The 20,766-nt window shown below is 70.2% G+C and carries 23 protein-coding genes; 13 read left to right on the forward strand and 10 right to left on the reverse strand.

Features of this window, described 5'->3' with window-relative positions:
- Window positions 1-50: 50 nt before the first annotated feature.
- Entirely contained in the window at window positions 51-512 is a 462-nt protein-coding gene (locus ACWDZ7_RS06935; RefSeq protein ID WP_451795471.1) for a VOC family protein, read from the reverse strand.
- A gap of 79 nt (window positions 513-591) precedes the next feature.
- On the opposite strand from ACWDZ7_RS06935, the gene ACWDZ7_RS06940 reads away from it, so the two are divergent.
- Window positions 592-1,476: a helix-turn-helix transcriptional regulator gene (locus ACWDZ7_RS06940; RefSeq protein WP_451795473.1), complete on the forward strand. Its 885-nt coding sequence runs from the start codon at window positions 592-594 to the stop codon at window positions 1,474-1,476.
- Between the two features lie 37 nt (window positions 1,477-1,513).
- Here the strand turns inward: ACWDZ7_RS06940 and ACWDZ7_RS06945 are convergent, their stop codons facing one another.
- Entirely contained in the window at window positions 1,514-2,896 is a 1,383-nt protein-coding gene (locus ACWDZ7_RS06945; RefSeq protein WP_451795475.1) for a glycine--tRNA ligase, read from the reverse strand.
- A gap of 166 nt (window positions 2,897-3,062) precedes the next feature.
- Between ACWDZ7_RS06945 and ACWDZ7_RS06950 the strand changes: the two genes are divergently transcribed.
- The 4 genes from ACWDZ7_RS06950 (at window position 3,063) to ACWDZ7_RS06965 (ending at window position 6,272) form a co-directional block, all read left to right on the forward strand.
- Window positions 3,063-4,070: a metal ABC transporter substrate-binding protein gene (locus tag ACWDZ7_RS06950; RefSeq protein WP_451795476.1), complete on the forward strand. Its 1,008-nt coding sequence runs from the start codon at window positions 3,063-3,065 to the stop codon at window positions 4,068-4,070.
- A 32-nt stretch (window positions 4,071-4,102) separates the two neighbouring features.
- The gene (locus ACWDZ7_RS06955) at window positions 4,103-4,897 is read left to right on the forward strand and encodes a metal ABC transporter ATP-binding protein (protein WP_451795477.1); all 795 of its coding nucleotides are present in this window, start codon (window positions 4,103-4,105) and stop codon (window positions 4,895-4,897) included.
- Between the two features lie 11 nt (window positions 4,898-4,908).
- Window positions 4,909-5,799, forward strand: a complete 891-nt coding sequence (locus ACWDZ7_RS06960; protein ID WP_451795479.1) for a metal ABC transporter permease — start codon at window positions 4,909-4,911, stop codon at window positions 5,797-5,799.
- Window positions 5,800-5,870: 71 nt separating this feature from the next.
- Window positions 5,871-6,272 carry a Fur family transcriptional regulator gene (locus tag ACWDZ7_RS06965; RefSeq protein ID WP_451795480.1) on the forward strand — a complete coding sequence of 134 codons (402 nt, stop codon included), beginning with the start codon at window positions 5,871-5,873 and terminating at the stop codon, window positions 6,270-6,272.
- Window positions 6,273-6,335: 63 nt separating this feature from the next.
- On the opposite strand, the gene ACWDZ7_RS06970 is transcribed toward ACWDZ7_RS06965, so the two are convergent.
- From ACWDZ7_RS06970 to ACWDZ7_RS06995, 6 genes are read right to left on the reverse strand one after another with little or no spacing between them, the layout of a single operon-like run.
- Window positions 6,336-7,157, reverse strand: a complete 822-nt coding sequence (locus tag ACWDZ7_RS06970) for an isoprenyl transferase (protein ID WP_451795481.1) — start codon at window positions 7,155-7,157, stop codon at window positions 6,336-6,338.
- A gap of 17 nt (window positions 7,158-7,174) precedes the next feature.
- On the reverse strand, window positions 7,175-7,924 hold the full coding sequence (gene recO / locus ACWDZ7_RS06975; RefSeq protein WP_451795482.1) for a DNA repair protein RecO: 750 nt from the start codon (window positions 7,922-7,924) through the stop codon (window positions 7,175-7,177).
- Window positions 7,925-7,951: 27 nt separating this feature from the next.
- Window positions 7,952-8,404, reverse strand: coding sequence for a PIN domain-containing protein (locus tag ACWDZ7_RS06980; RefSeq protein WP_451795483.1), 453 nt, complete (start codon window positions 8,402-8,404; stop codon window positions 7,952-7,954).
- Window positions 8,397-8,669, reverse strand: coding sequence for a type II toxin-antitoxin system Phd/YefM family antitoxin (locus ACWDZ7_RS06985; RefSeq protein ID WP_451795485.1), 273 nt, complete (start codon window positions 8,667-8,669; stop codon window positions 8,397-8,399). The genes ACWDZ7_RS06980 and ACWDZ7_RS06985 overlap by 8 nt, the downstream gene beginning before the upstream one ends.
- A gap of 46 nt (window positions 8,670-8,715) precedes the next feature.
- Window positions 8,716-8,946: a hypothetical protein gene (locus ACWDZ7_RS06990; protein ID WP_451795934.1), complete on the reverse strand. Its 231-nt coding sequence runs from the start codon at window positions 8,944-8,946 to the stop codon at window positions 8,716-8,718.
- Window positions 8,943-9,167 (reverse strand): hypothetical protein, encoded by a 225-nt coding sequence (locus ACWDZ7_RS06995; RefSeq protein ID WP_451795487.1) that lies wholly within the window; start codon window positions 9,165-9,167, stop codon window positions 8,943-8,945. Before ACWDZ7_RS06995 ends, ACWDZ7_RS06990 begins: the two co-directional genes overlap by 4 nt.
- Window positions 9,168-9,283: 116 nt before the next feature.
- On the opposite strand from ACWDZ7_RS06995, the gene ACWDZ7_RS07000 reads away from it, so the two are divergent.
- From ACWDZ7_RS07000 to ACWDZ7_RS07010, 3 genes are read left to right on the forward strand one after another with little or no spacing between them, the layout of a single operon-like run.
- Window positions 9,284-10,117: a helix-turn-helix domain-containing protein gene (locus tag ACWDZ7_RS07000; RefSeq protein WP_451795488.1), complete on the forward strand. Its 834-nt coding sequence runs from the start codon at window positions 9,284-9,286 to the stop codon at window positions 10,115-10,117.
- Complete coding sequence (locus ACWDZ7_RS07005; protein WP_451795490.1) at window positions 10,099-10,389, forward strand: DUF397 domain-containing protein; 291 nt, start codon at window positions 10,099-10,101, stop codon at window positions 10,387-10,389. Before ACWDZ7_RS07000 ends, ACWDZ7_RS07005 begins: the two co-directional genes overlap by 19 nt.
- A gap of 21 nt (window positions 10,390-10,410) precedes the next feature.
- Window positions 10,411-11,088, forward strand: coding sequence for an AIM24 family protein (locus tag ACWDZ7_RS07010; protein ID WP_451513066.1), 678 nt, complete (start codon window positions 10,411-10,413; stop codon window positions 11,086-11,088).
- Window position 11,089: 1 nt separating this feature from the next.
- On the opposite strand, the gene ACWDZ7_RS07015 is transcribed toward ACWDZ7_RS07010, so the two are convergent.
- A complete protein-coding gene (locus ACWDZ7_RS07015; RefSeq protein WP_451795491.1) occupies window positions 11,090-12,385 on the reverse strand; it encodes an aminotransferase class I/II-fold pyridoxal phosphate-dependent enzyme in 1,296 nt (431 codons plus the stop codon).
- 260 nt (window positions 12,386-12,645) lie between these two features.
- Here ACWDZ7_RS07015 and ACWDZ7_RS07020 point away from each other — a divergent pair, with 260 nt between their 5' ends.
- Genes ACWDZ7_RS07020 through ACWDZ7_RS07040 form a run of 5 tightly spaced genes read left to right on the forward strand, consistent with a single transcriptional unit; the run spans window position 12,646 to window position 19,231 of the window.
- Window positions 12,646-14,265, forward strand: a complete 1,620-nt coding sequence (locus tag ACWDZ7_RS07020; protein WP_451795493.1) for an ABC transporter substrate-binding protein — start codon at window positions 12,646-12,648, stop codon at window positions 14,263-14,265.
- Window positions 14,266-14,293: 28 nt separating this feature from the next.
- Window positions 14,294-15,253, forward strand: a complete 960-nt coding sequence (locus tag ACWDZ7_RS07025) for an ABC transporter permease (RefSeq protein ID WP_451795495.1) — start codon at window positions 14,294-14,296, stop codon at window positions 15,251-15,253.
- Window positions 15,253-17,271 (forward strand): dipeptide/oligopeptide/nickel ABC transporter permease/ATP-binding protein, encoded by a 2,019-nt coding sequence (locus ACWDZ7_RS07030; protein WP_451795497.1) that lies wholly within the window; start codon window positions 15,253-15,255, stop codon window positions 17,269-17,271. Before ACWDZ7_RS07025 ends, ACWDZ7_RS07030 begins: the two co-directional genes overlap by 1 nt.
- Window positions 17,268-18,302, forward strand: coding sequence for an oligopeptide/dipeptide ABC transporter ATP-binding protein (locus tag ACWDZ7_RS07035; protein ID WP_451795499.1), 1,035 nt, complete (start codon window positions 17,268-17,270; stop codon window positions 18,300-18,302). The genes ACWDZ7_RS07030 and ACWDZ7_RS07035 overlap by 4 nt, the downstream gene beginning before the upstream one ends.
- The gene (locus ACWDZ7_RS07040; protein ID WP_451795501.1) at window positions 18,299-19,231 is read left to right on the forward strand and encodes a dihydrodipicolinate synthase family protein; all 933 of its coding nucleotides are present in this window, start codon (window positions 18,299-18,301) and stop codon (window positions 19,229-19,231) included. The genes ACWDZ7_RS07035 and ACWDZ7_RS07040 overlap by 4 nt, the downstream gene beginning before the upstream one ends.
- Before the next feature lie 209 nt (window positions 19,232-19,440).
- On the opposite strand, the gene ACWDZ7_RS07045 is transcribed toward ACWDZ7_RS07040, so the two are convergent.
- Window positions 19,441-20,583 (reverse strand): NAD(P)/FAD-dependent oxidoreductase, encoded by a 1,143-nt coding sequence (locus ACWDZ7_RS07045; RefSeq protein WP_451795503.1) that lies wholly within the window; start codon window positions 20,581-20,583, stop codon window positions 19,441-19,443.
- Window positions 20,584-20,766: the final 183 nt, after the last annotated feature.

Raw genomic sequence — 20,766 nt, forward strand, 5'->3', positions numbered from 1 at the left:
ACGGGCACCGTCGTACGCGGCACCGTCGTACGCGACACCGTCGTACGCGCCTAGAGCCCCTCCTCCGTGGGCCGGTGCTCCACGTACTCGATGAGCGTGCCGTCCCGGTGGCGGGCCGTGAAGCCGGAACCGGTGGGGACCTTGGTCAGGGGGTCGGTGATCTCGGCACCCTCGGCCGCCAGCCGTTCCAGGTACGCCTGCGCCGAGTCGACGAGCAGCGTGCCGTTCGTCGCGCGGAAGGGGGCCAGGGTCTCCTCCGTACCCTCGATCAGGAGGAACGGGCCGACGGCGGCGAGGGCGAGGTTCTTCTCCGGGTACGTGAACCGCATGTCGCGTTCCGTGCCGAGCAGGCGCTCGTACGAGGCCGCGACGGCGTCCAGGGTGCCGGGGCCGGTGTAGACGCGGATGAGGGCGCGGGGTGCGGTGAGGCCGGAGGAGTCGTTGTGGCGGCGCCACATCGTGGGGGTGAGGTTCGCCGGGGTGGGGCTCGCGGGGCTTGTCGTCTCGGTCATGGGTTCAGCCTCCGTCCCCCGGGCGGCCCCGGCCAGACAGGCGTCTGTAGGGGTGAGTCCACGTCATAGGCTTGGGCGCATGGCTACAGCGGCTGCGGTGCGAGAGGCGGCGGTCAGGCGCGAGTTGGGCGGTTTCCTGCGGGCCCATCGCGAGCGGCTGAGCCCCGGCGAGGTGGGGCTGCCGAGTACGGGTCGTAGGCGTACGTCAGGGCTGCGGCGCGAGGAGGTCGCCGTACTGTCGGGCGTCTCCGTGGCCTGGTACACGTGGCTGGAGCAGGGCCGCGTGGACACGTCGCGGCAGGTCCTTGACGCCGTGGCCCGCACGCTGCGTCTCGATGGCGCGGCCCATCGGCACGCGCTCGCGCTGGCGGGTTTCACCGCGCGACCGCGGGAAGCAGAGGCCGAAGCCGGGGCCGAAGCGGAGGCAGAAGCGAATGCTGAAGCCGATGCCGCCTACGATCCGAACCTCCGCGCGGTCCTGGACAGTTGGCCCACCAGCCCGGCCCTCCTCCTCGGCCCCGCGCTGGACATCCTCGCCTGGAACCGCGCGTACGCGACTCTGTGGCCGGACCCCGCGACGCTGCCCGAGGAGCGGCGCAACCTGCTGCTCCTGCTGGTCGGCGACGCGCGGCATCAGCGGCTGCTGCCCGGCTGGGAGCCGGTGGCCATGGACCTGTACCGGCACTTCCGCACCCGCGCCGACCGGCGCCCCCAGGCGGCGGCCCTCCGGAACACCGCCGCCCGACTGCACGCCGAACGCCCGGACTTGGCGGCGTGGTGGGCCTGCCGCTCGGTGGGTGACTTCGCCTCACGCACGGTCGAGATCACCCCGGGGGACGGGACCGCGCCCCGCGCGTACGGCATGACGCTGCTTCTCGCCCCGCGGCCGCAGGACGCCGCGATCCTCGTACAGACACCCGGCCCCGCAAACGGTCCCGGAAACGGGAAGCCCCCGGCTCCGTAACCGGAACCAGGGGCTTCCCGCTGAAGGCGTACGCCCGTCAGCAGCCCACGAGCCGCGTCGCGAGGTAGCCCTCGATCTGGTCGAGGGAGACGCGCTCCTGCTTCATCGAGTCGCGCTCGCGCACCGTCACGGCGTTGTCGTCGAGGGTGTCGAAGTCGACGGTGACGCAGTACGGCGTGCCGATCTCGTCCTGGCGGCGGTAGCGGCGGCCGATGGCGCCCGCGTCATCGAACTCGATGTTCCAGTTCTGCCGGAGGGCGCTGGCCAGGCCCTTGGCCTTCGGCGACAGCTCCGGGTTCCGCGAAAGCGGCAGGACCGCGACCTTCACCGGGGCGATGCGGTGGTCGAAGCGCATGACCGTCCGCTTCTCCAGCTTGCCCTTGGCGTTGGGCGCCTCGTCCTCGATGTAGGAGTCGAGGAGGAAGGCGAGCATCGTGCGGCCGACACCGGCCGCGGGCTCGATGACGTACGGAGTCCAGCGCTCGCCGGCCTCCTGGTCGAAGTAGGACAGGTCCTGGCCCGACGCCTTGGAGTGCGCGGTCAGGTCGTAGTCCGTGCGGTTGGCGACGCCTTCCAGCTCGCCCCACTCGCTGCCGCCGAACTGGAAGCGGTACTCGATGTCAGCGGTGCGCTTGGAGTAGTGGGAGAGCTTCTCCTTCGGGTGCTCGTACCACCGCATGTTCTCCTCGCGCAGGCCGAGGCCGGTGTACCAGTTCCAGCGCTGCTCCATCCAGTATTCCTGCCACTGCTCGTCCTCGCCCGGCTTGACGAAGAACTCCATCTCCATCTGCTCGAACTCGCGGGTGCGGAAGATGAAATTGCCGGGCGTGATCTCGTTGCGGAAGGACTTGCCCATCTGCGCGATGCCGAAGGGCGGCTTGCGGCGCGAGGTCTGCTGGACCTGGCCGAAGTTGGTGAAGATGCCCTGCGCGGTCTCGGGGCGCAGGTAGGCGACGGAGCCGCTGTCCTGCGTGGGGCCGAGGTGCGTGGCGAGCATGCCGGAGAACTGCTTGGGCTCGGTGAACTGGCCCTTGGTGCCGCAGTTGGGGCAGTTGATGTCCGCGAGGCCGTTGGCCGGGGGACGGTTGTGCTTGGCCTCGTAGGCCTCTTCCAGGTGGTCGGCGCGGTGGCGCTTGTGACAGGAGAGGCACTCGGTGAGCGGGTCGGAGAAGGTCGCGACATGGCCGGAGGCCTGCCAGACCTCGCTCGCCAGGATCACCGACGAATCGATGCCGACGACGTCCTCGCGCGAGGTGACCATGTAACGCCACCACTGGCGCTTGAGGTTCTCCTTCAGCTCGACGCCCAGGGGTCCGTAGTCCCAGGCGGCGCGCTGGCCGCCGTAGATCTCGCTACAGGGGAAAACGAAGCCACGGCGCTTGCTCAGGCTGACGATGGTGTCGATCTTGTCGGCGGCCACGGTGCTCTCTTCATAAGACGGTGGGCGAGGCGAATGCCTCAGGTTACCGGCGGCCTGACCCCCCTAATCAAATCGGTTCCCGGCAGGGGCCTCCGAGAGGGTCTCCGGCAGGGTCACATCGACCGCTTGTTGACAATCGTTTCCACATTTGTTGAAAATGAGTGTCATGAACGTACGACGACGCCTCATACCCACCGCCGCCCTCGCCTCCGCGACGGTCCTCGGCCTCACGGCGCTGACCGCCTGCTCCTCCTCCGCCGCGGACGACAAGGACGGCAAGCTCGACGTGGTGGCGTCGTTCTACCCCATGCAGTACCTCGCGGAGCAGATCGGCGGCGACCACGTCTCCGTCACCAACCTCACCGAGCCCGGCCAGGAGCCGCACGACCTCGACGTCTCCGCCAAGCAGCGCGGGCAGCTTGAGGAGTCCGACGTCGCGGTGTACCTCAAGGGCCTCCAGCCCGCCGTGGACGACGCGATCGACCAGTCCGGCATCAAGACCAAGGTCGACGCCGCCTCCCTCACCAGCATGGAGAAGCACGGCGACGAGGTCGACGGGCACGGCCACGAGGAAGAGGGCCATGAGGAAGAGGGCCACGAAGGCCACGACCACGGGCACGGCCACGAGGGCTCCGACCCCCACATCTGGCTGGACCCGGTGAAGTACGCCGAGGTCGCCGAGGGCGTCGGCAAGGCCCTGGAGAAGGCCGACCCGGACAACGCGGCGACGTACGAGAAGAACACCGCGAAGCTCGTGAAGAACCTCGATGGCCTGAACAAGCGCTTCGAAGACGGCCTGAAGAACACCAAGGACGCCAAGGGCGCCAAGCCGGACTCCAGGGTCTTCATCACCACCCACGCCGCCTTCGGCTACCTCGCCGAGCGCTACGGCCTCATCGAGGAGGCCATCAGCGGCCTGGACCCCGAGGCCGAGCCGAGCGCCAAGCGCGTCAAGGACCTCCAGAAGATGGCGGAGGAGGACGGCGTCACCACGGTCTTCTACGAGACGCTCGTCAGCGACAAGACGGCCAGGACCCTGGCGAAGGACGCGAACCTCAAGACTGATGTACTCGACCCGATCGAGGGCATCACCGACAAGTCCAAGGGCGACGACTACATCCAGGTCATGGAGTCCAACCTCAAGGCCCTGCAGAAGGCCCTGGGCACCAAGTGACCCCACCCCCTGTGGCTACGGAGGCACGAGCCATGACCAAGTCCCCTGATTCGTCCCGTGACTCGGGTGAGCCCGTCATATCCCTGCGCAAGGTGACGGCCGAGCTCGGCTCGCGCCCCGTGCTGCGCGGCATCGACCTCACCGTGGGGCGCGGCGAGGTCGTCGCCCTGCTCGGCGCCAACGGCTCGGGCAAGTCCACCGCGGTGCGCACGGTCATCGGCCAGGTCCCCGTCACCGGCGGTGAGATCGACCTCTTCGGCACCCCGCGCCGCCGCTTCCGCGACTGGGCGCGCGTCGGGTACGTCCCGCAGCGCACCACCGCCGCGGGCGGCGTCCCCGCCACGATCAGCGAGGTCGTCGCCTCCGGGCGCCTGGCCCGCACCCGCTTCGGCGTGCTCCGCAAGGCCGACCGCGAGGCCGTGGCCCGCGCCATCGACCTGGTGGGCCTCGCCGACCGCGCCAAGGACTCCGTGGACGCGCTCTCCGGCGGCCAGCACCAGCGGGTGCTGATCGCCCGCGCGCTGGCCTCCGAGCCGGAGCTGCTGATCATGGACGAGCCGATGGCGGGCGTCGACCTGGCCAGCCAGGAGGTCCTCGCGGCCACCCTGCGCCGGCAGGTGGCGCAGGGCGCCTCCGTGCTGCTCGTCCTCCACGAACTGGGTCCCCTGGAGCCGCTGATCGACCGCGCCGTGGTCCTGCGCGACGGCTGCGTGACGCACGACGGGCCGCCCCCGCACGCGGTCGGCCAGCACGCCCTGCCGGGCCACGACCACGTACACCCGCACACCGCGGACGCGGAGCCGGTCCGTACCGGCCTGCTCACCTAAGGATCACGGCGATGGAAATCCTCGACTACGCCTTCATGCAGCGGGCGCTGCTCGCCGCCGTCCTGGTCGGCATCACCGCGCCCGCCGTCGGCATCTACCTCGTCCAGCGCCGCCAGGCCCTGATGGGCGACGGCATCGGCCACGTGGCGATGACCGGCGTGGGCCTCGGCTTCCTGCTCTCGGCGTCGCCGGTGTGGATGGCGACGGCGGTCGCGATCGTCGGCGCCGTCGCCATGGAGCTGATCCGCTGGTACGGCAGGACGCGCGGCGACATCGCCCTCGCGATGCTGTTCTACGGCGGTATGGCGGGCGGTGTGATGTTCATCAACCTCGCCCCCGGCGGGTCGAACGCGAACCTCCAGTCGTACCTCTTCGGCTCGCTCTCGACGGTCTCCGAGGAGGACGTCACGGCGATCTGCCTGCTCGCCGCCTTTGTGGTCCTGGTCACGGTCGGGCTGCGCCGGCAGCTCTTCGCGGTCAGCCAGGACGAGGAGTTCTCGCGCGTGACCGGTCTTCCGGTGCGGGCGCTGAACCTGCTGACGGCGGTGACCGCGGCGGTCACGGTCACCGTCGCCATGCGGGTCGTGGGGCTGCTCCTGGTCTCGGCGCTGATGGTGGTGCCGGTGGCGGCCGCCCAGCAGCTCACCCGGAGCTTCAGGGCGACGTTCGTGGTCTCGGTGGCGATCGGCGTCGCGGTGACGATCGGCGGCACGGCGACCTCGTACTACCAGGACGTGCCGCCCGGCGCGACGATCGTGCTGCTCACCATCGGCGTCTTCATCGCCCTGACGGTGCTCGCGACGCCGCTGGCCAGGCGCAGGGCGCGGGCCGCGGCCGCCGCGCGGGCGGCCGGTGACCCCGCGGAGTGCTCGGCCCCGGCGCAGCCGATGGCCAGGACCTGACCCTGGTCCCTGCCGACCTGGCACAATGGCCCGGCAGGCCCAGACCAGAGCGCAGACGCGAGGAGACAACCGTGGGAGCCCCGGTTCGAGGCAGGTCCACCCGCCAGCGTGCGGCGGTGGCCGCGGCACTCGACGACGTCGACGAGTTCCGCAGTGCGCAGGAGCTGCACGACATGCTCAAGCACAAGGGCGACTCGGTCGGACTGACCACGGTCTACCGCACACTCCAGTCGCTGGCGGACGCCGGTGAGGTCGACGCGCTGCGCACCAGCGAGGGCGAGACGGTCTACCGCCGCTGCTCGACCGGCGATCACCACCACCACCTGGTGTGCCGCGTCTGCGGCAAGGCGGTCGAGGTCGAGGGCCCGGCGGTGGAGACGTGGGCCGAGGCGATCGCCGCCGAGCACGGCTTCGTGAACGTGGCACACACGGTGGAGATCTTCGGGACGTGCGTGGACTGCGCGAGCAAGTAGCGGTACGTACGTGAGTGAGGGGGCCCGCGCCATGTCGGCGCGGGCCCCCTCACTGTCGTACGCCTAGCTCTCGGCGATCTGCTGCTCATTGGGGATCGCCCCGCCGAAGCGCCGGTCGCGCGAGGCGTATTCGAGGCAGGCCCGCCACAGGTCGCGGCGGTCGAAGTCCGGCCACAGCACGTCCTGGAAGACCATCTCGGCGTACGCGCTCTGCCAGAGCAGGTAGTTGGAGGTGCGCTGCTCGCCGCTCGGGCGCAGGAAGAGGTCCACGTCCGGCATGTCCGGGTAGTACAGGTACTTCGCGAAGGTCTTCTCGCTGACCCTGGACGGGTCGAGCCGGCCCGCCTTCACGTCCTCGGCGAGGGCCTGGGCGGCGTCCGCGATCTCGGCGCGGCCGCCGTAGTTCATGCAGAAGTACAGGGTCAGCTTGTCGTTGCCCTTGGTCTGCTCCTGGGAGATCTCCAGCTCCTTGGCGACCGACCGCCACAGCTTGGGCATGCGGCCCACCCAGCGCACCCGGATGCCCAGCTCGTCGAGCTGGTCGCGGGTCTTGCGGATGAAGTCGCGGTTGAAGTTCATCAGGAACTTCACCTCGTCCGGGGACCGCTTCCAGTTCTCGGTGGAGAAGGCGTAGAGGGAGATCGCCCCGACGCCCATCTCGATGCCGCCCTGCAACACGTCGAGGACGCGCTCCGCGCCGACCTTGTGCCCCTCGGTGCGCGGCAGCCCGCGCTCCTTGGCCCACCGTCCGTTCCCGTCCATGACGATCGCCACGTGCTTCGGCACCAGCTCGCCGGGGATCTTCGGTGGCCGGGCGCCCGTGGGGTGCGGCTCCGGGGTCTTGTACTCACGGCGGGACCGTCCGAGGATTCCGCGTCGTGCCATGGGGCTCTCTCTCCTACTCAGCTTTTCTCTACGTACCGCAGAGAGCGCAGGCCGCGCTCCAGGTGCCAGTGCAGATAGGCCGAAACCAGCCCACTGCCCTCGCGTGCGTGCCGTGCCTCGCACGCGTCCGCCGTCGCCCAGTCGCCGGTGAGCAGCGCGCCGAGCAGGGTGAGGGTCTCCGCCGACGGTACGACGCTGCCGGGCACCCGGCAGTCGACGCAGATGGAGCCGCCCGCCGCGACGGAGAAGAAGCGGTTGGGGCCCGGCAGGCCGCACTTGGCGCAGTCGGTGAAGCTGGGCGCGTAACCGTTCACGGCGAGGGAGCGCAGCAGGAAGGCGTCGAGGACGAGGTGCGGCGCGTGCTCCCCGCGGGCGAGGACGCGCAGCCCGCCCACCAGCAGCAGATACTGCTGCACGGCCAGCTCGCCCTCGTTGTCGGTGAACCGTTCCGCCGTCTCCAGCATGGCCGTCCCGGCGGTGTAACGGGCGTAGTCCGTCACGATCGCGCCACCGTACGGGGCGATGGTCTCACTCTGCGTACACAAGGGCAGCCCGCGCCCGACCAGTTCGCTGCCGCGCGCGAAGAACTGCACGTCGACGTGGGAGAACGGCTCAAGGCGCGCCCCGAACTTCGACTTCGTCCGCCGCACCCCGCGCGCCACCGCGCGTACGCGCCCGTGACCGCGCGTGAGCAGCGTGATGATCCGGTCCGCCTCACCCAGCTTCTGGGTGCGCAGCACGATGCCGTCGTCGCGGAACAGGCTCATGGGGCCATTCTCGCGTACGGGACGACGTCACAGGTCCTCGGGGAGCAACCGGAAGGCGCCATGCGCGGTCAAGGGCCGCATCATGCGGAAGTGGGCGTCACTGGTCAGCATGTCGGCCGTCTGGAAGGACGCCGCGAGGGTGACGTTCATGGCGTCCGCCAGCCCGACACCTCTGCCGCCCGCCGCGTCCGCGTAGCCGCGCATCACCGCCATGGCGCCCCGCAGGTGCGGAGAGACCTCCGGGATCTCAAAGCGGCGGGTCTCCGCCTGCCGGGCGATGAACTCAAGGGCGGTCATGGACGCCGCGGCCCCGACCCGCGCGGTCAGCAGATAGTCGAGTTCGGTGAGCACCATGGGCGAGACCACCAAGTGCCCTACGCGAGCGAGCGCGTCCTTGTGAGCCGCGTGACGCGGGTCCTTCGGCGTGAAGAGAAGGTAGAGGGCGTTGGTGTCCGCGATCGCCACGGGGATCTCAGACACCGGCCTCCCCCATCCCGCGCAACGTCTCCTCGATCTCGTCGTCCGTGAGCACCGGCCCGCCGAGGTCCGGCAGGTCGATCGGCCCCATCGGGTCGGTGCGGAACGGATAGGAAGGCCGCCCCAGACTTCCGCCCCTGGGCACGATGTCCCCTATGGGTACGCCGTCCTTGGTGATGGTCACCGTCTCGCCTGCCTCGACGCGGGCCATGACACGGGACGTCTGCTGGTTGAGCTCCCTCAGCGGTACCTCGTTGGCGCTCTGCATACCTTCAGCGTACTACGCGTTCTACACCCTGGCCCGCTGACCACCGTCAAGGCACCTCCCCCCGACTCCGGGCATTCGCGTACGCCGTCGCCGCGCGCAGCCGCTCCTCCGTGGTCGCCGCGCGGATCGCCTCCAGGGTGCAGTCCCACTCGCGTCCGCCCCCGTAGGGGCGCAGCTGGACGTAGGGCCCCTCGTACCCCATGACCTGACCGAGGCGCCCGTTGCGCGTGTCGATGACGTACGAGCCGACGGGGAGGTCGTGCAGGGGAAGGTTCACGACGCACCCCTCAGCGCGGCGGCCAGCCGTGCCGCCACGTCGACGGAACAACCACCCAATTCGATGCGCGGACACGGCGCCTCCCTGGCGATCGTCGCCGGATCGATCCGCAAGGACGGCAAGGCAATTCCCGCTCGCGCGAGTGCGGCGTGCAATTCCCTCAATGTTTCCTCCGCCTGTTCGACGCATACCACTGCGTGGCGCTCTGACTCCGCCTTCACGGTGACTCCCCTTCGCTTCCTGATTCCACTCTTCGCACACCTACGGTGACGCACTGCACCTAGACTCGGCAGGAGTCTGTCCTCTACAACTTCGGGGCAGTGAAAGGCGGTTGGCCATGGCCAATGGTTCACGACAGGCAGCGTGGGAGTTCTTCGGCGCGGAGCTGAAGCGGCGCCGTGAGGAGGCGGGGTTCACCCAGTCGGCACTAGGAGTTCGGGTTTTCGTCTCCGGTGGTTACATCGGTCAGTTCGAACAGGCAATTCGTAAGCCGCAGTTGGATGTGGCGCAGCGGATCGACGAGGTCCTGCAAACCGATGGCTTTTTCGAGCGGATGTGCCGGAAGCTGATCGATGACAAGCGGTATGCGGATTACTTCGCCGCGGTGGTGGAGCTTGAGGCACTGGCCACGCGAATCTGCGAGTTCGCTCCGACGCTGATTCCGGGCCTGTTGCAGACTGCCGAGTACGCCCGCGCGGTCACGCTCGCGGCCAACCCGTTCGTCACGGACGAATACGTCGAGGAGATCGTGACGGCCCGCCTTGAGCGGGCGCGCATCCTCAATGACGCTGCACGGCCCGAGTATTGGGTGGTGCTGCACGAGAACGCGCTGCGCATCCCGGTGGGCGGCCCAGGCGCGATGGCGCAGCAGCTCGACCACGTGGCGGCGCTGATGCGGGAGCGGCAGGTGCTGGTGCTGGTGCTTCCGTACGAGGCGGGGGCGCACGCCTCCATGGGCGGAATGTTGACGCTTCTGGACTTCGAGGACGCGCCCCCAACCGCCTATACAGAGACCTCGTTTTCGGGAACCCTCGTCGACGAACCGGTAGTGGTGAAGCGCGCACAGCGCGCCTACGATCTGCTCAGGGGCGTCGCGCTGTCGCCGGAGGCGTCCCTCGCCCTGGTCGAGTCGGCGGCTGAGGACTACAGACGATGCACGAGTACGACCTGAGCAACGCCCGCTGGCGCAAGAGCACCTACAGCAACGGCGAGGGCGGCAGCTGCGTCGAAGTCGCCTACGACTTCATCGGCGCCGCCCGCTGGCGCAAGAGCACCTACAGCGGCGGCGACGGCGGCGAGTCCTGCGTCGAGGTCGCCGACGGAGTCCCCGGCGTGGTCCCCGTACGGGACAGCAAGGTCCCCCAGGGCCCCGCCCTGGTGTTCGGCGCCCCCGCCTGGCAGGCGTTCATCACCGGTGAGGGGATACGCTTCCGCGCGCGGTAGGCCTGGGCCCAAGATACGGACATGAAGAGTGACCTGTTCTCCAGTGACCACATGGCGCAGCCGGCCCTCGCCCCCGGGATGACCCTGCAGAACGCCAAGTCGATCAAGTACGCGGTGAACGGCGAGATGCACGCCCGGCAGGGCGCGATGATCGCCTATCGGGGTGAGCTCCAGTTCGAGCGCAAGGGGCAGGGCGTCGGCGGCATGCTCAAGCGGGCCATGACCGGTGAGGGGCTGCCGCTGATGGCCGTGCGGGGCCAGGGCGAGGCCTGGTTCGCGCACGAGGCGCAGAACTGCTTCATCGTCGATATCGAGCCGGGCGACGTCCTCACGGTCAACGGCCGCAACGTCCTGTGCTTCGACGCGACCCTCTCGTACGAGATCAGGACCGTGAAGGGCGCGGGCGTGACCGGGGGCGGGCTGTTCAACAGCGTGTTCACGGGCTCGGGCCGCCTCGGCCTGGTCTGCGACGGGAACCCGCTGGTGATCCCCGTCTCCCCGCAGCAGCCCGTGTACGTCGACACGGACGCGGTGGTCGGCTGGACCGCCGACCTCGCCACGTCCCTGCACCGCTCGCAGTCCATCGGCTCGATGATCCGCGGCGGCTCGGGCGAGGCGGTGCAGCTGATGCTGCGGGGTGAGGGGCACGTCATCGTGCGGCCCAGCGAGGTGACGCCGCAGAAGGCGCAGCAGCACTGAGTCAGACGGTCCGGCGGGCCCGCTGCTCGTAGCCGGCGAGGCGGACGCAGACGGTCAGGCCGTGGATGGCCTGCTCCAGTTCCGCGAGGCCCGGGTAGCTGGGGGCGATGCGGATGACGGCGTCGCGCGGGTCGTCGCCGTAGGGGTGCGTGGCGCCGGCCGGGGTCAGCACGATGCCCGCCTCGGCGGCGCGGCGCACGACCTCCTTGGCGCAGCCGTCGGGGACCTGGAGGGTGACGAAGTAGCCGCCCTTGGGCGAGGTCCAGGTCGCGAGGCCGCTCCCGCCCAGCTCGGCGTCGAGGATCCGCGCGACCGCCTCGAACTTGGGCTGGAGCAGGGCGCGCTGGCGCTCCATGTGGGCGCGCACGCCGTCGGCGTCCCGCAGGAACAGGACGTGGCGCAGCTGGTTGACCTTGTCGGGGCCGATCGACCGCTTGGAGTTGTTGGCGAGGAGCCACTTCACGTTGGCGGGCGAGGAGCCGAAGAAGGCGACGCCGGCGCCCGCGACGGTGATCTTCGAGGTGGAGCCGAAGACGAACGCCCGGTCCGGGTTCCCGGCCTCGGCGCAGGCGCCGAGCAGGTCGGCGAGGGGGGTGGGCTCGTCGGTGAGGTGGTGGACGGCGTAGGCGTTGTCCCAGAAGATCCGGAAGTCGGGGGCGGCGGTCTCCATGCGGGCGAGGCGGGCCACGGTCTCATCGCTGTAGGAGACGCCGTCCGGGTTGCTGTACTTCGGCACGCACCAGATGCCCTTGACGGCCGGGTTCTCGGCGGCGAGCCGCTCGACCTCGTCCATGTCCGGCCCTTCGGCGGTCATCGGCACGGGGATCATGTCGATGCCGAACCGCTGACAGAGCGAGAAGTGCCGGTCGTAGCCGGGCACCGGGCACAGGAACGCGATGCGTCCCTGGTCCACCCAGCGCGACTCGGCGCCGGGCACCTCGCCGAGGAGGGCGTGCACCAGGCAGTCGTGCATCAGCTCCAGGCTGGAGTTGCCGAGCGCGAGCAGCTGTCCCGCGGGCACCTGGAGCAGCCCGGCGAAGATCTCGCGCAGCTCGGGCAGGCCCTGGAGGCCGCCGTAGTTGCGTACGTCGGTGCCGTCGGCGGCGGTGTGGCGGCCGCCGGGCAGGCCGAGCAGATCCTCGCCGAGGTCCAGCTGCTCCGGCGCCGGCTTGCCCCGGGTGAGATCGAGGGAGAGGCCGCGTCCCGCCAGGTCGGCGTAGTCCTCGCGGGCCCCCTTGAGCAGTTCGGCCAGGGCGGCCGGGTCGGCCTGGGCGTCGGGGGTCAGCTCGGTGGTCATGGTGTTGCCTCTCGCAGGGGGCGCATCGGTGGGTGGCGCCTGCCGAGAATACAAACCGGGGTGCTTTTGCGGCATGGGGGCCCGGCCTGCGAGACCGTCCCTTGTCGGCCGCGGGTTCGTCGTGGCTGGTCGCGCGGTTCCCCGCGCCCCTGGCGGGGCGCCCTTGCGGGGGCCCTTGACCGGCCCCCGTGCCCCTCCTATGGTCGCCACGCCACCCATGACGTAGGACGTGGGATCTCCTCCAGGAACAAGGAGACACAGTGAGCGACCACACAGTGAGCGACCGCCGCTCCTTCCTCAGATACACCGGCGCGCTGGGCGCCGCCGCCGCCGTCACCTCCACGCTCTCCGCCTGCTCCTCGGGACCGGAGTCCACCAACGAGACCGGTGGCGGCGGGCAGGGCGGCGACTCCACGCTCACGGCTGTCATCGGCTACGGCAACGACGGCAGCTGGGACCCGACGCAGACCGCGTCGGCCTTCGCCATGGCGGGGAACGAGCACATCTACGAGGGGCTGCTCGGCACCGACCCGATCACCCGTGAGCCCTACGCCGCGCTCGCCACCGAGATCCCGAACGACCTCAGGGCGACCACGTGGAAGTTCGCCCTGCGGCCGGGCGCCAAGTGGCACGACGGGAAGCCCGTCACCGCCGACGACGTGGTGTTCGTCTTCGACCGGATTCTCGACCCGAAGACGCAGACCCTGGCCAAGGGGTTCTTCGCGAGCTGGCTGAAGGAGGTCAGGAAGGTCGACGCGACGAACGTGGAGCTGATCCTGAAGTTCCCCTTCCCGGACGGCGCCGCACGGCTCTCCCTCGCGAAGATCATGCCGAAGCACGTGTTCTCCAAGCCCGGCGCGTGGGAGGACGCGACCAAGGGCAAGGCGGTGGGCTCGGGACCGTACCGGCAGACCGCGCACCACGCGAAGTCGAACACCACCTTCGAGGCGTTCGAGGACTACAACGGCCCGCGCAAGGCGGCCTTCAAGAAGATGAACTGGCTGACGATCGTGGACGCCGCGCCGCGCGTCGCGAAGATCTCCGGCGGCAGCGCGGACGCGGAGATCGCCGACAACATCCCCTACGCCAACATCGAGCAGCTCAAGAAGAGCGGCATGACCGTCGAGGGCGGCGCCGGGATGAACAACCTCTTCCTGCTCTTCAACACCGCGCACAAGCCGTTCGACGACGTACGCGTACGCCAGGCGCTGCACTACGCCATCGACCGCGACAAGATGATCGAGGCCGCCCTCAAGGGCCACGGCAAGGCGTCGACGTCGTTCCTCAACGAGGCGAACCCCTCCTACCGGCCCGCCAGGACCGTCTACGCGTACGACCTGGCGAAGGCGCGAAGGCTTCTGAAGGAGGCCGGGGTCGGCAAGCTGACGGTCAACCTCATGGCGGTCAACGTGAGTTGGATCGTGGACTGTCTGCCGACCATCCAGGACGGCTGGGAGAAGCTCGGCGTCGAGGTCACCCTGGACCCGCAGGAGACCACCGCCGTCTTCACCAAGCTCGACCAGAAGAAGGACTTCCAGATCGTCGCCGCCGCCTCCAACCCGAACCAGTTCGGACTCGACGCCGACCTGGTCATGCACTACAACTACGGTGCCGAGAACCTGTGGATGGGGTACGCCCGCTGGGCCGGGAACCCCACCGCCAAGAAGCTCTTCAAGGACATGGAGCAGGCGACCCGCGAGCCGGAGGCGGGCCGCAAGAAGGCCATGATCCAGGAGTACATCGACGTGATCGCCGAGCAGGCGGTGCTGTACCCGGTCGTGCACAACGAACTCATGACGGCCTGGGACCCGAAGAAGATCACCGCGGTCCGGGCCCAGCCCTATCCCGGGATCAACCTCCTCCAGGCCAAGTGGGCCTGATCCGGGGCGAGCCGAGGAGTCGTACGCCGTGACCGCAGTCCTCAGGATCCTCGCCCGCCGCCTCGCCCTGCTCGTGCCGCTGCTGCTCGGCATCGTGCTCTTCGTCTTCCTCGTGATGCGGTTCTCCGACGTCGACCCGGCCTCCGCGTTCTTCCAGGGCGCCAACCCGACCCCCGAGCAGCTGCACCGGTTCCGCGAGGAGAACGGCCTCCTCGATCCGCTGCCCGTGCGCTACATCGCCTTTGTAGGGGATCTCCTCCAGGGCGACATGGGCATCAGCGTCCTCAACCGCTCCCCCGTCCTCGACCAGGTCACCACCGCGCTGCCGCTCACCATGCAGCTGACCTTCCTCGGGCTCGGCATCGCGGTCGTTCTCTCGCTCACCCTCGGCGTGACCGCCGCCATCCACCGCGACCGGCTGCCGGACCAGCTCATCCGCGTCATCTCCCTGACCGGCGTGGCCGCGCCCGGCTTCTGGCTGGCGCTGCTGATGATCCAGTACCTGGCGGTGGACCTCGGCTGGTTCCCGACCGGCGGCTACATCAACCCCGCCGACTCCTTCACGGGCTGGCTCAAGACCATGACCCTGCCCGCCCTCGCGCTCTCCCTGCCGGTGGCGGCGGGCCTGACCCGCATCATCCGCACGGCCGTCGTCGAGGAGCTGGACAAGGACTACGTCCGTACGGCCATCGGCAGCGGCCTGCCCCCGGTGGTGGTCGTCGGCCGCAACGTGCTGCGCAACGCCCTCATCAACCCGCTCACCGTGCTCGGCCTGCGCGTCGGCTATCTGCTGGGCGGCGCCGTCGTCATCGAGACGATCTTCTCGCTGCCGGGCATGGGCAAGCTGATGATCGACGCCGTGAAGAACGGCGACCCGGCCGTCGTGCAGGGCGTCGTCATCACGACCGCCGTCGGCTTCGTGGTCGTCAACCTCGTCATCGACATCCTCCACCTTCTGGTCAACCCGCGCCTGAGGGGGACGAGTTGATGTTCACGTCACGCAAGGCGCTGACCGAGCGCCTGTCCGTGCCGGGCCTGCGGATCCGCTCCTTCCGCAAGCTGCCCGTCCTGTCCCGGGTCGCGGTGGGCGTCATCGCCCTGGTCGTCCTGGTGGCGGCCCTCGCACCGCTCATCGCCCCGCACGACCCGCTCGACCAGCAGAGCCAGACCGACGGCACCGGGCACCCCTCCGCCCGCCACTGGATGGGCCAGGACAGCCTCGGCCGCGACATCCTCAGCCGGCTGATGTACGGGGCGCGCTGGTCGCTGGCCATCGGGCTCGGCGCCACCCTGCTCGCCCTGGTCGTCGGCGCGCTCATCGGCGCGGTCGCGGCGACCTCCCGCAAGGCAGTCGACGAGACGCTGATGCGCTGCCTGGACGTCGTCATGGCGTTCCCCGGCATCGCGCTCGCCGCCGTCCTCGTCGCGGTCTTCGGCGGCGGCATCACCGTACTGATCTGCGCGATCGCCTTTCTGTTCACCCCGCCGATCGCCCGTGTCGTACGGGCCAACGTCCTCGACCAGTACGGCGAGGACTACGTCGTCGCCGAACGCGTCGTCGGCGCGCGCACCCCGCACATCCTCATCCGGCACGTCGCCGTGAACTGCGCGGCGCCCATCCTGGTCTTCTGCACCGTGCAGGTCGCCGAGGCCATCGTCTTCGAGGCGTCGCTCTCCTTCATCGGCGCGGGCGTCCGGCCGCCCGACCCGTCGTGGGGCAGCGTCATCGCCGACGGCAAGAACATGGTCCTGATCGGCGGCTGGTGGGCGACGGTCTTCCCCGGACTGCTCATGCTGATCACGGTCCTCGCCCTGAACATCCTCTCCGAGGGCGTCTCCGACGCGTGGGCCGCGCCCTCCACGCGCGATGTGCCGGGCGCGGCCCGCGACGAGGACCGCCTCGAAGCGCCCGAGCCGGGCACCGGCGAGATCCTGGAGCTGCCCGGCCTCGCCGAGGCCTCGTCACGGCTGCGGGCGCGGGCCCGGCCCCTGCCGTCCGGCGCGCCGGTCCTGAACGTACGCGACCTGCGGATCGCCTTCCCCGGGCGGCACGACGGCGTGGACATCGTGGACGGCATCTCCTTCCGCCTGCGCCCCGGCGAAGTTCTGGGCCTGGTCGGCGAGTCGGGCTGCGGCAAATCGCTGACGGCGCTGACGGTGATGGGCCTGGAACCGAAGGGCGCCCGCGTCCGGGGCAGCGTCATCCTCGACGGGCAGGAGCTGATCGGCCTGCCCATGCGGTCCCGGCGCCGACTGCTCGGCCACGACATGGCGATGATCTACCAGGACGCCCTCTCCTCCCTCAACCCGGCGATGACGGTCCGCTCCCAGCTCAAGCAGGTCGTACGAAGGGGAGGGCGCCGCACCTGTGTCGAACTCCTCGAACTGGTGGGCCTGGACCCCGACCGGACCCTGCGCAGCTACCCGCACGAACTCTCCGGCGGCCAGCGTCAACGCGTACTGATCGCCATGGCTCTCTCCCGCGACCCGAAGCTGATCATCGCCGACGAGCCGACGACGGCGCTCGACGTCACCGTGCAGGCGCAGATCATCGAACTCCTGCTGCGGCTGCGCGAGGAGCTGGGCTTCGCCCTGATCCTCGTCTCGCACGACCTGGCGCTCGTCGCCGACGTCACCGACCGGGTGGCGGTGATGTACGGCGGCCAGATCGTCGAGACGGGCGTCACGGCCGACCTGGTGGACGCCCCCGCCCACCACTACACGCGCGGTCTGCTCGGCTCGGTGCTCTCCCTGGAGTCGGCGGCGCAACGACTCACACAGATCAAGGGCGTGGTCCCTTCCCCCGCCGACTTCCCCCCGGGCTGCCGCTTCACGGACCGCTGCCCGATGGCCTCGACGGTCTGCCGGGACGTGCCCCCCGCGCTGGTGGGCCCCGCGACCCACGAGACGGCATGCCACCACCCGGCGGAAGAGGAAGCGCCCCGAAGGGGCGCGGGGAACGGCGCGACCAGCCCGGACGAGCCCGCACACGGAGAACCGAGATGACCACCCCCCTCATCGACCTGAGCGACGTGCACGTGACCCACAGGGCCCGCTCCGGCGGCCTCCTCTCCCGCGACCGCGTCCACGCCCTGACAGACGCGACCCTGTCCATCGCCCCCGGCGAGACCCTCGGCGTGGTCGGCGAGTCGGGCTGCGGCAAGTCGACCCTCGCGAAGGTCCTCGTAGGCGTACAGCGCCCCACCACCGGAACGGTGTCGTTCAGGGGCAGCGACCTGTGGACGATGAGCCCCGCCGCCCGGCGGACGGAGATCGGCACCCGCACCGGCATGATCTTCCAGGACCCGTCGACCGCGCTGAACCGCAGGCTGTCGATCAGGCAGATCCTCCGGGACCCCCTGGACGTCCACAGACGCGGCACCTCGAAGGAGCGGGAGGACCGGGTGCGGGAGCTGATGTCCCTGGTCGGCCTGCCCAAGGTTCTCGCGGACGGCCTGCCCGGCCAACTGTCCGGCGGACAGCGCCAACGCGTCGCGATCGCCCGCGCGCTGGCGCTCGAACCGGAGCTGGTGGTCGCCGACGAGCCGACGAGCGCGCTGGACGTATCGGTCCGCGCCCAGATCCTCAACCTCCTCCTGGACCTGAAGGAACGCCTCGGCCTCGCCCTCGTCTTCGTCTCGCACGACATCCAGACCGTGCGCAGGATGAGCGACCGCGTCATCACCATGTACCTCGGGCGGATCGTGGAGGAGTCCCCGGCCGCCGACATCCTGGACCGCGCCCGGCACCCGTACACGCGCGCGCTGTTCTCCGCCACGCCGGGCCTGCTCGATCCCATCGACCCGATCCCGCTCTCCGGGCCGGTCCCGTCGGCGACCCGGCCGCCGAGCGGCTGCCCGTTCCGTACGCGCTGCTGGAAGGCGGACGACAGGTGCGCGGAGGTGATGCCGGGTGTCGAGACAGCGGGCACGGGGCATCGATTCCGCTGCCACCACCCGGTGGACGAGGGACAGTCGACCCACGATCTCGCCACGCAGGCCGCCGCCACGGCCCGAGCACCCAGGGAGCGCCCATGACCCTTCCCACCTTGTTGACCGGTGTCGTCCCGCCCGTCTGCACCCCGCTGACACCGGACCGCGAGGTGGACACCGCCTCCCTGGTGCGGCTCGTCGACCATCTGGTCGCGGGCGGCGTCGACGGCCTCTTCGTGCTCGGCTCGACCTCGGAGGTCGCGTACCTGACGGACCGGCAGCGAGCCCTGGTCCTCGACACGGTGGTCCGCCACGTCGGCGGCCAACTCCCGGTCCTCGCCGGGGCCATCGACATGACGACGCCCCGGGTCCTCGACCACGTGCGGACGCTCACCGAGGCGGGCGCGGACGCCGCCGTCGTCACGGCGCCCTTCTACACGCGCACCCACCCGGTCGAGATCGCCCGCCACTTCCGCCTGGTCGCGCGCGGCTCGGCGGTACCGGTCATCGCGTACGACCTGCCGATGTCCGTCCACACGAAACTGCACCCGGATCTGCTCCTCGAACTGGCCGCGGAGGGCGTGCTGGCCGGCCTGAAGGACTCCAGTGGCGACGCGGCTGCCTTCCGGAGCGTGCTCCTCGGCAGGCGGTCGGCGGCGGCGGACGGCTTCAGCGTGCTGACCGGTTCGGAGACGACGGTCGACTCGGCGCTCGCGATGGGCGCGGACGGGGTCGTGCCGGGCCTCGGCAACGTCGACCCCGAGGGGTACGTACGCCTCTACGCCGCCTGCCGCGCGGGCGACTGGCAGCGGGCGCGGGCCGAACAGGAACGGCTGTGCGGCCTCTTCGGAATGGTGCGGGCGGGCGCCCCGTCCCGGATGGGCGCCAACTCGTCGGCGCTCGGCGCCTTCAAGACGGCGCTGCACCTACGCGGCGTGATCGCCTGCCCGGCAACGGCGGAACCGCAGATTCCGCTGTCGCGGCAGGAGACGGAGGCGGTGGGCAAGCGACTGGCGGCGGCGGGGCTGCTGTGAAGGTCTGCTCTCGGTTCTGCACAGGCCGATCGACGAAGCCCAGGGTCAGAGCAGTGCTGGCTACCACCAGGTTGGCTGTGGTGAGCAGGGGATACCACATCAGCCGACCCGCCGGTTCGCGAAAGCGGAAGTGAGCGTAGGAAGTGGTGGCCGCTGATGCAGTCGCCCACGCGGAACGCTCGGCTGTATCCCCACGGCTAAGGGTTGGCTCAGGAGTCGGGCTCGTCGCTGTCTGATGCGCGGCGCCGATCGGAACGTACCGTGCTTCGTACGACAGCCTCCTTGAAAGCCGCCGCGGCGCGTCCTGTCAGGACGAGCCTGCGCGGGCGGTCATCGGCATGGGTGAACTGGACGACACCGTCACGCCGGCCAAGGCTGATGTTGGTGAAGGCGTAACCGATCCGGACGGGCCCGGGTTTGCGGCCTGCCAGCCGAGCCGCGACGACATCGGCCACACCTCGGCCCATGGGCAGGGCCGCCTGGCAGGACATGCGGCTCGGTGCCCCGCTCACCGACACCCCGGCAGCCGCGTCGCCGATGGCGTACACCTCGGGGTGTGAGACCGAGCGCAGGGTGGCGTCGACGAGCATCCGGCCGCTGTCATCCGTGGCGAATCCTGCCGCGCGCGCCAGCTCCGGCGCGCGGAACCCGGTGGTCCACACAACGGCGTCAGCGGTGAAAGGCACGCCGTCGCGGGTGTCCAAGCCGTCCTCACGCACCGCTGTAGCACTGGTCTGGGGGTGAACCGTGACGCCCAGCCGCTCAAGGGCGCGCCGCAGGTGGGTCCGGGCGCGCGGCGCGAGCCAGGACCCCACGTCATCGGCACCGGTCAGCAGCTGGACTCGCAGCCCGGGATAGCTTTCGGCCAGCTCGGAGGCGGTTTCCAGGCCGGTCAGTCCTGCGCCGACCACGGCGACAGTGCCGCCTGACGCCATCTGCGCAACCCTGTGCCGCAACCGCGTGGCCTGCTCGGGGCCGGCGACGGCATACGCGTGCTCGGCTGCCCCCGGGACATCGTCGAGCCGCGCCTGGCTGCCCACCGCGTACACCAGGGTGTCGTAGCCGATCGCTTTGGGTGCGACGTCCACACACACCGTCCGGCCAGTGGGGTCGATCGAGGTTACCCGTCCGACGACCAGCTGGACCGATGTGCCGCTGAGCTGCTGGCGCAACGACGGTGCCGCCCATCGCTGCCCGGCGGCCAGCTGGTGGAGCCGGACCCGTTCGATGAACCGGTCCGAGGCATTGACCAGCGTGATGGTGACATCGCTGCGGCGCAGCTGGCGGGCGAGGCGCTTGGCCGCCAGCAGACCGGCGTAACCGGCGCCGACGACGACGAGGCGATGGTTCATGGCATGACTTCCTTGGGGAGTAGGGGCAGCTTCGGTGCCACCGCGGACAATCGGCCGCACATCGGTGTCGGGCTGCTGATCTGGCCACGGCGACCGCCCAGGCGATGTACAGGAGGTTCACCACCAGCCGGGCCACCGGACAGCAGGTGATCAGGACGGCGGCGGTCCAGCCCCCGGCCGACC

Source organism: Streptomyces sp. NPDC003032 (assembly GCF_053591415.1).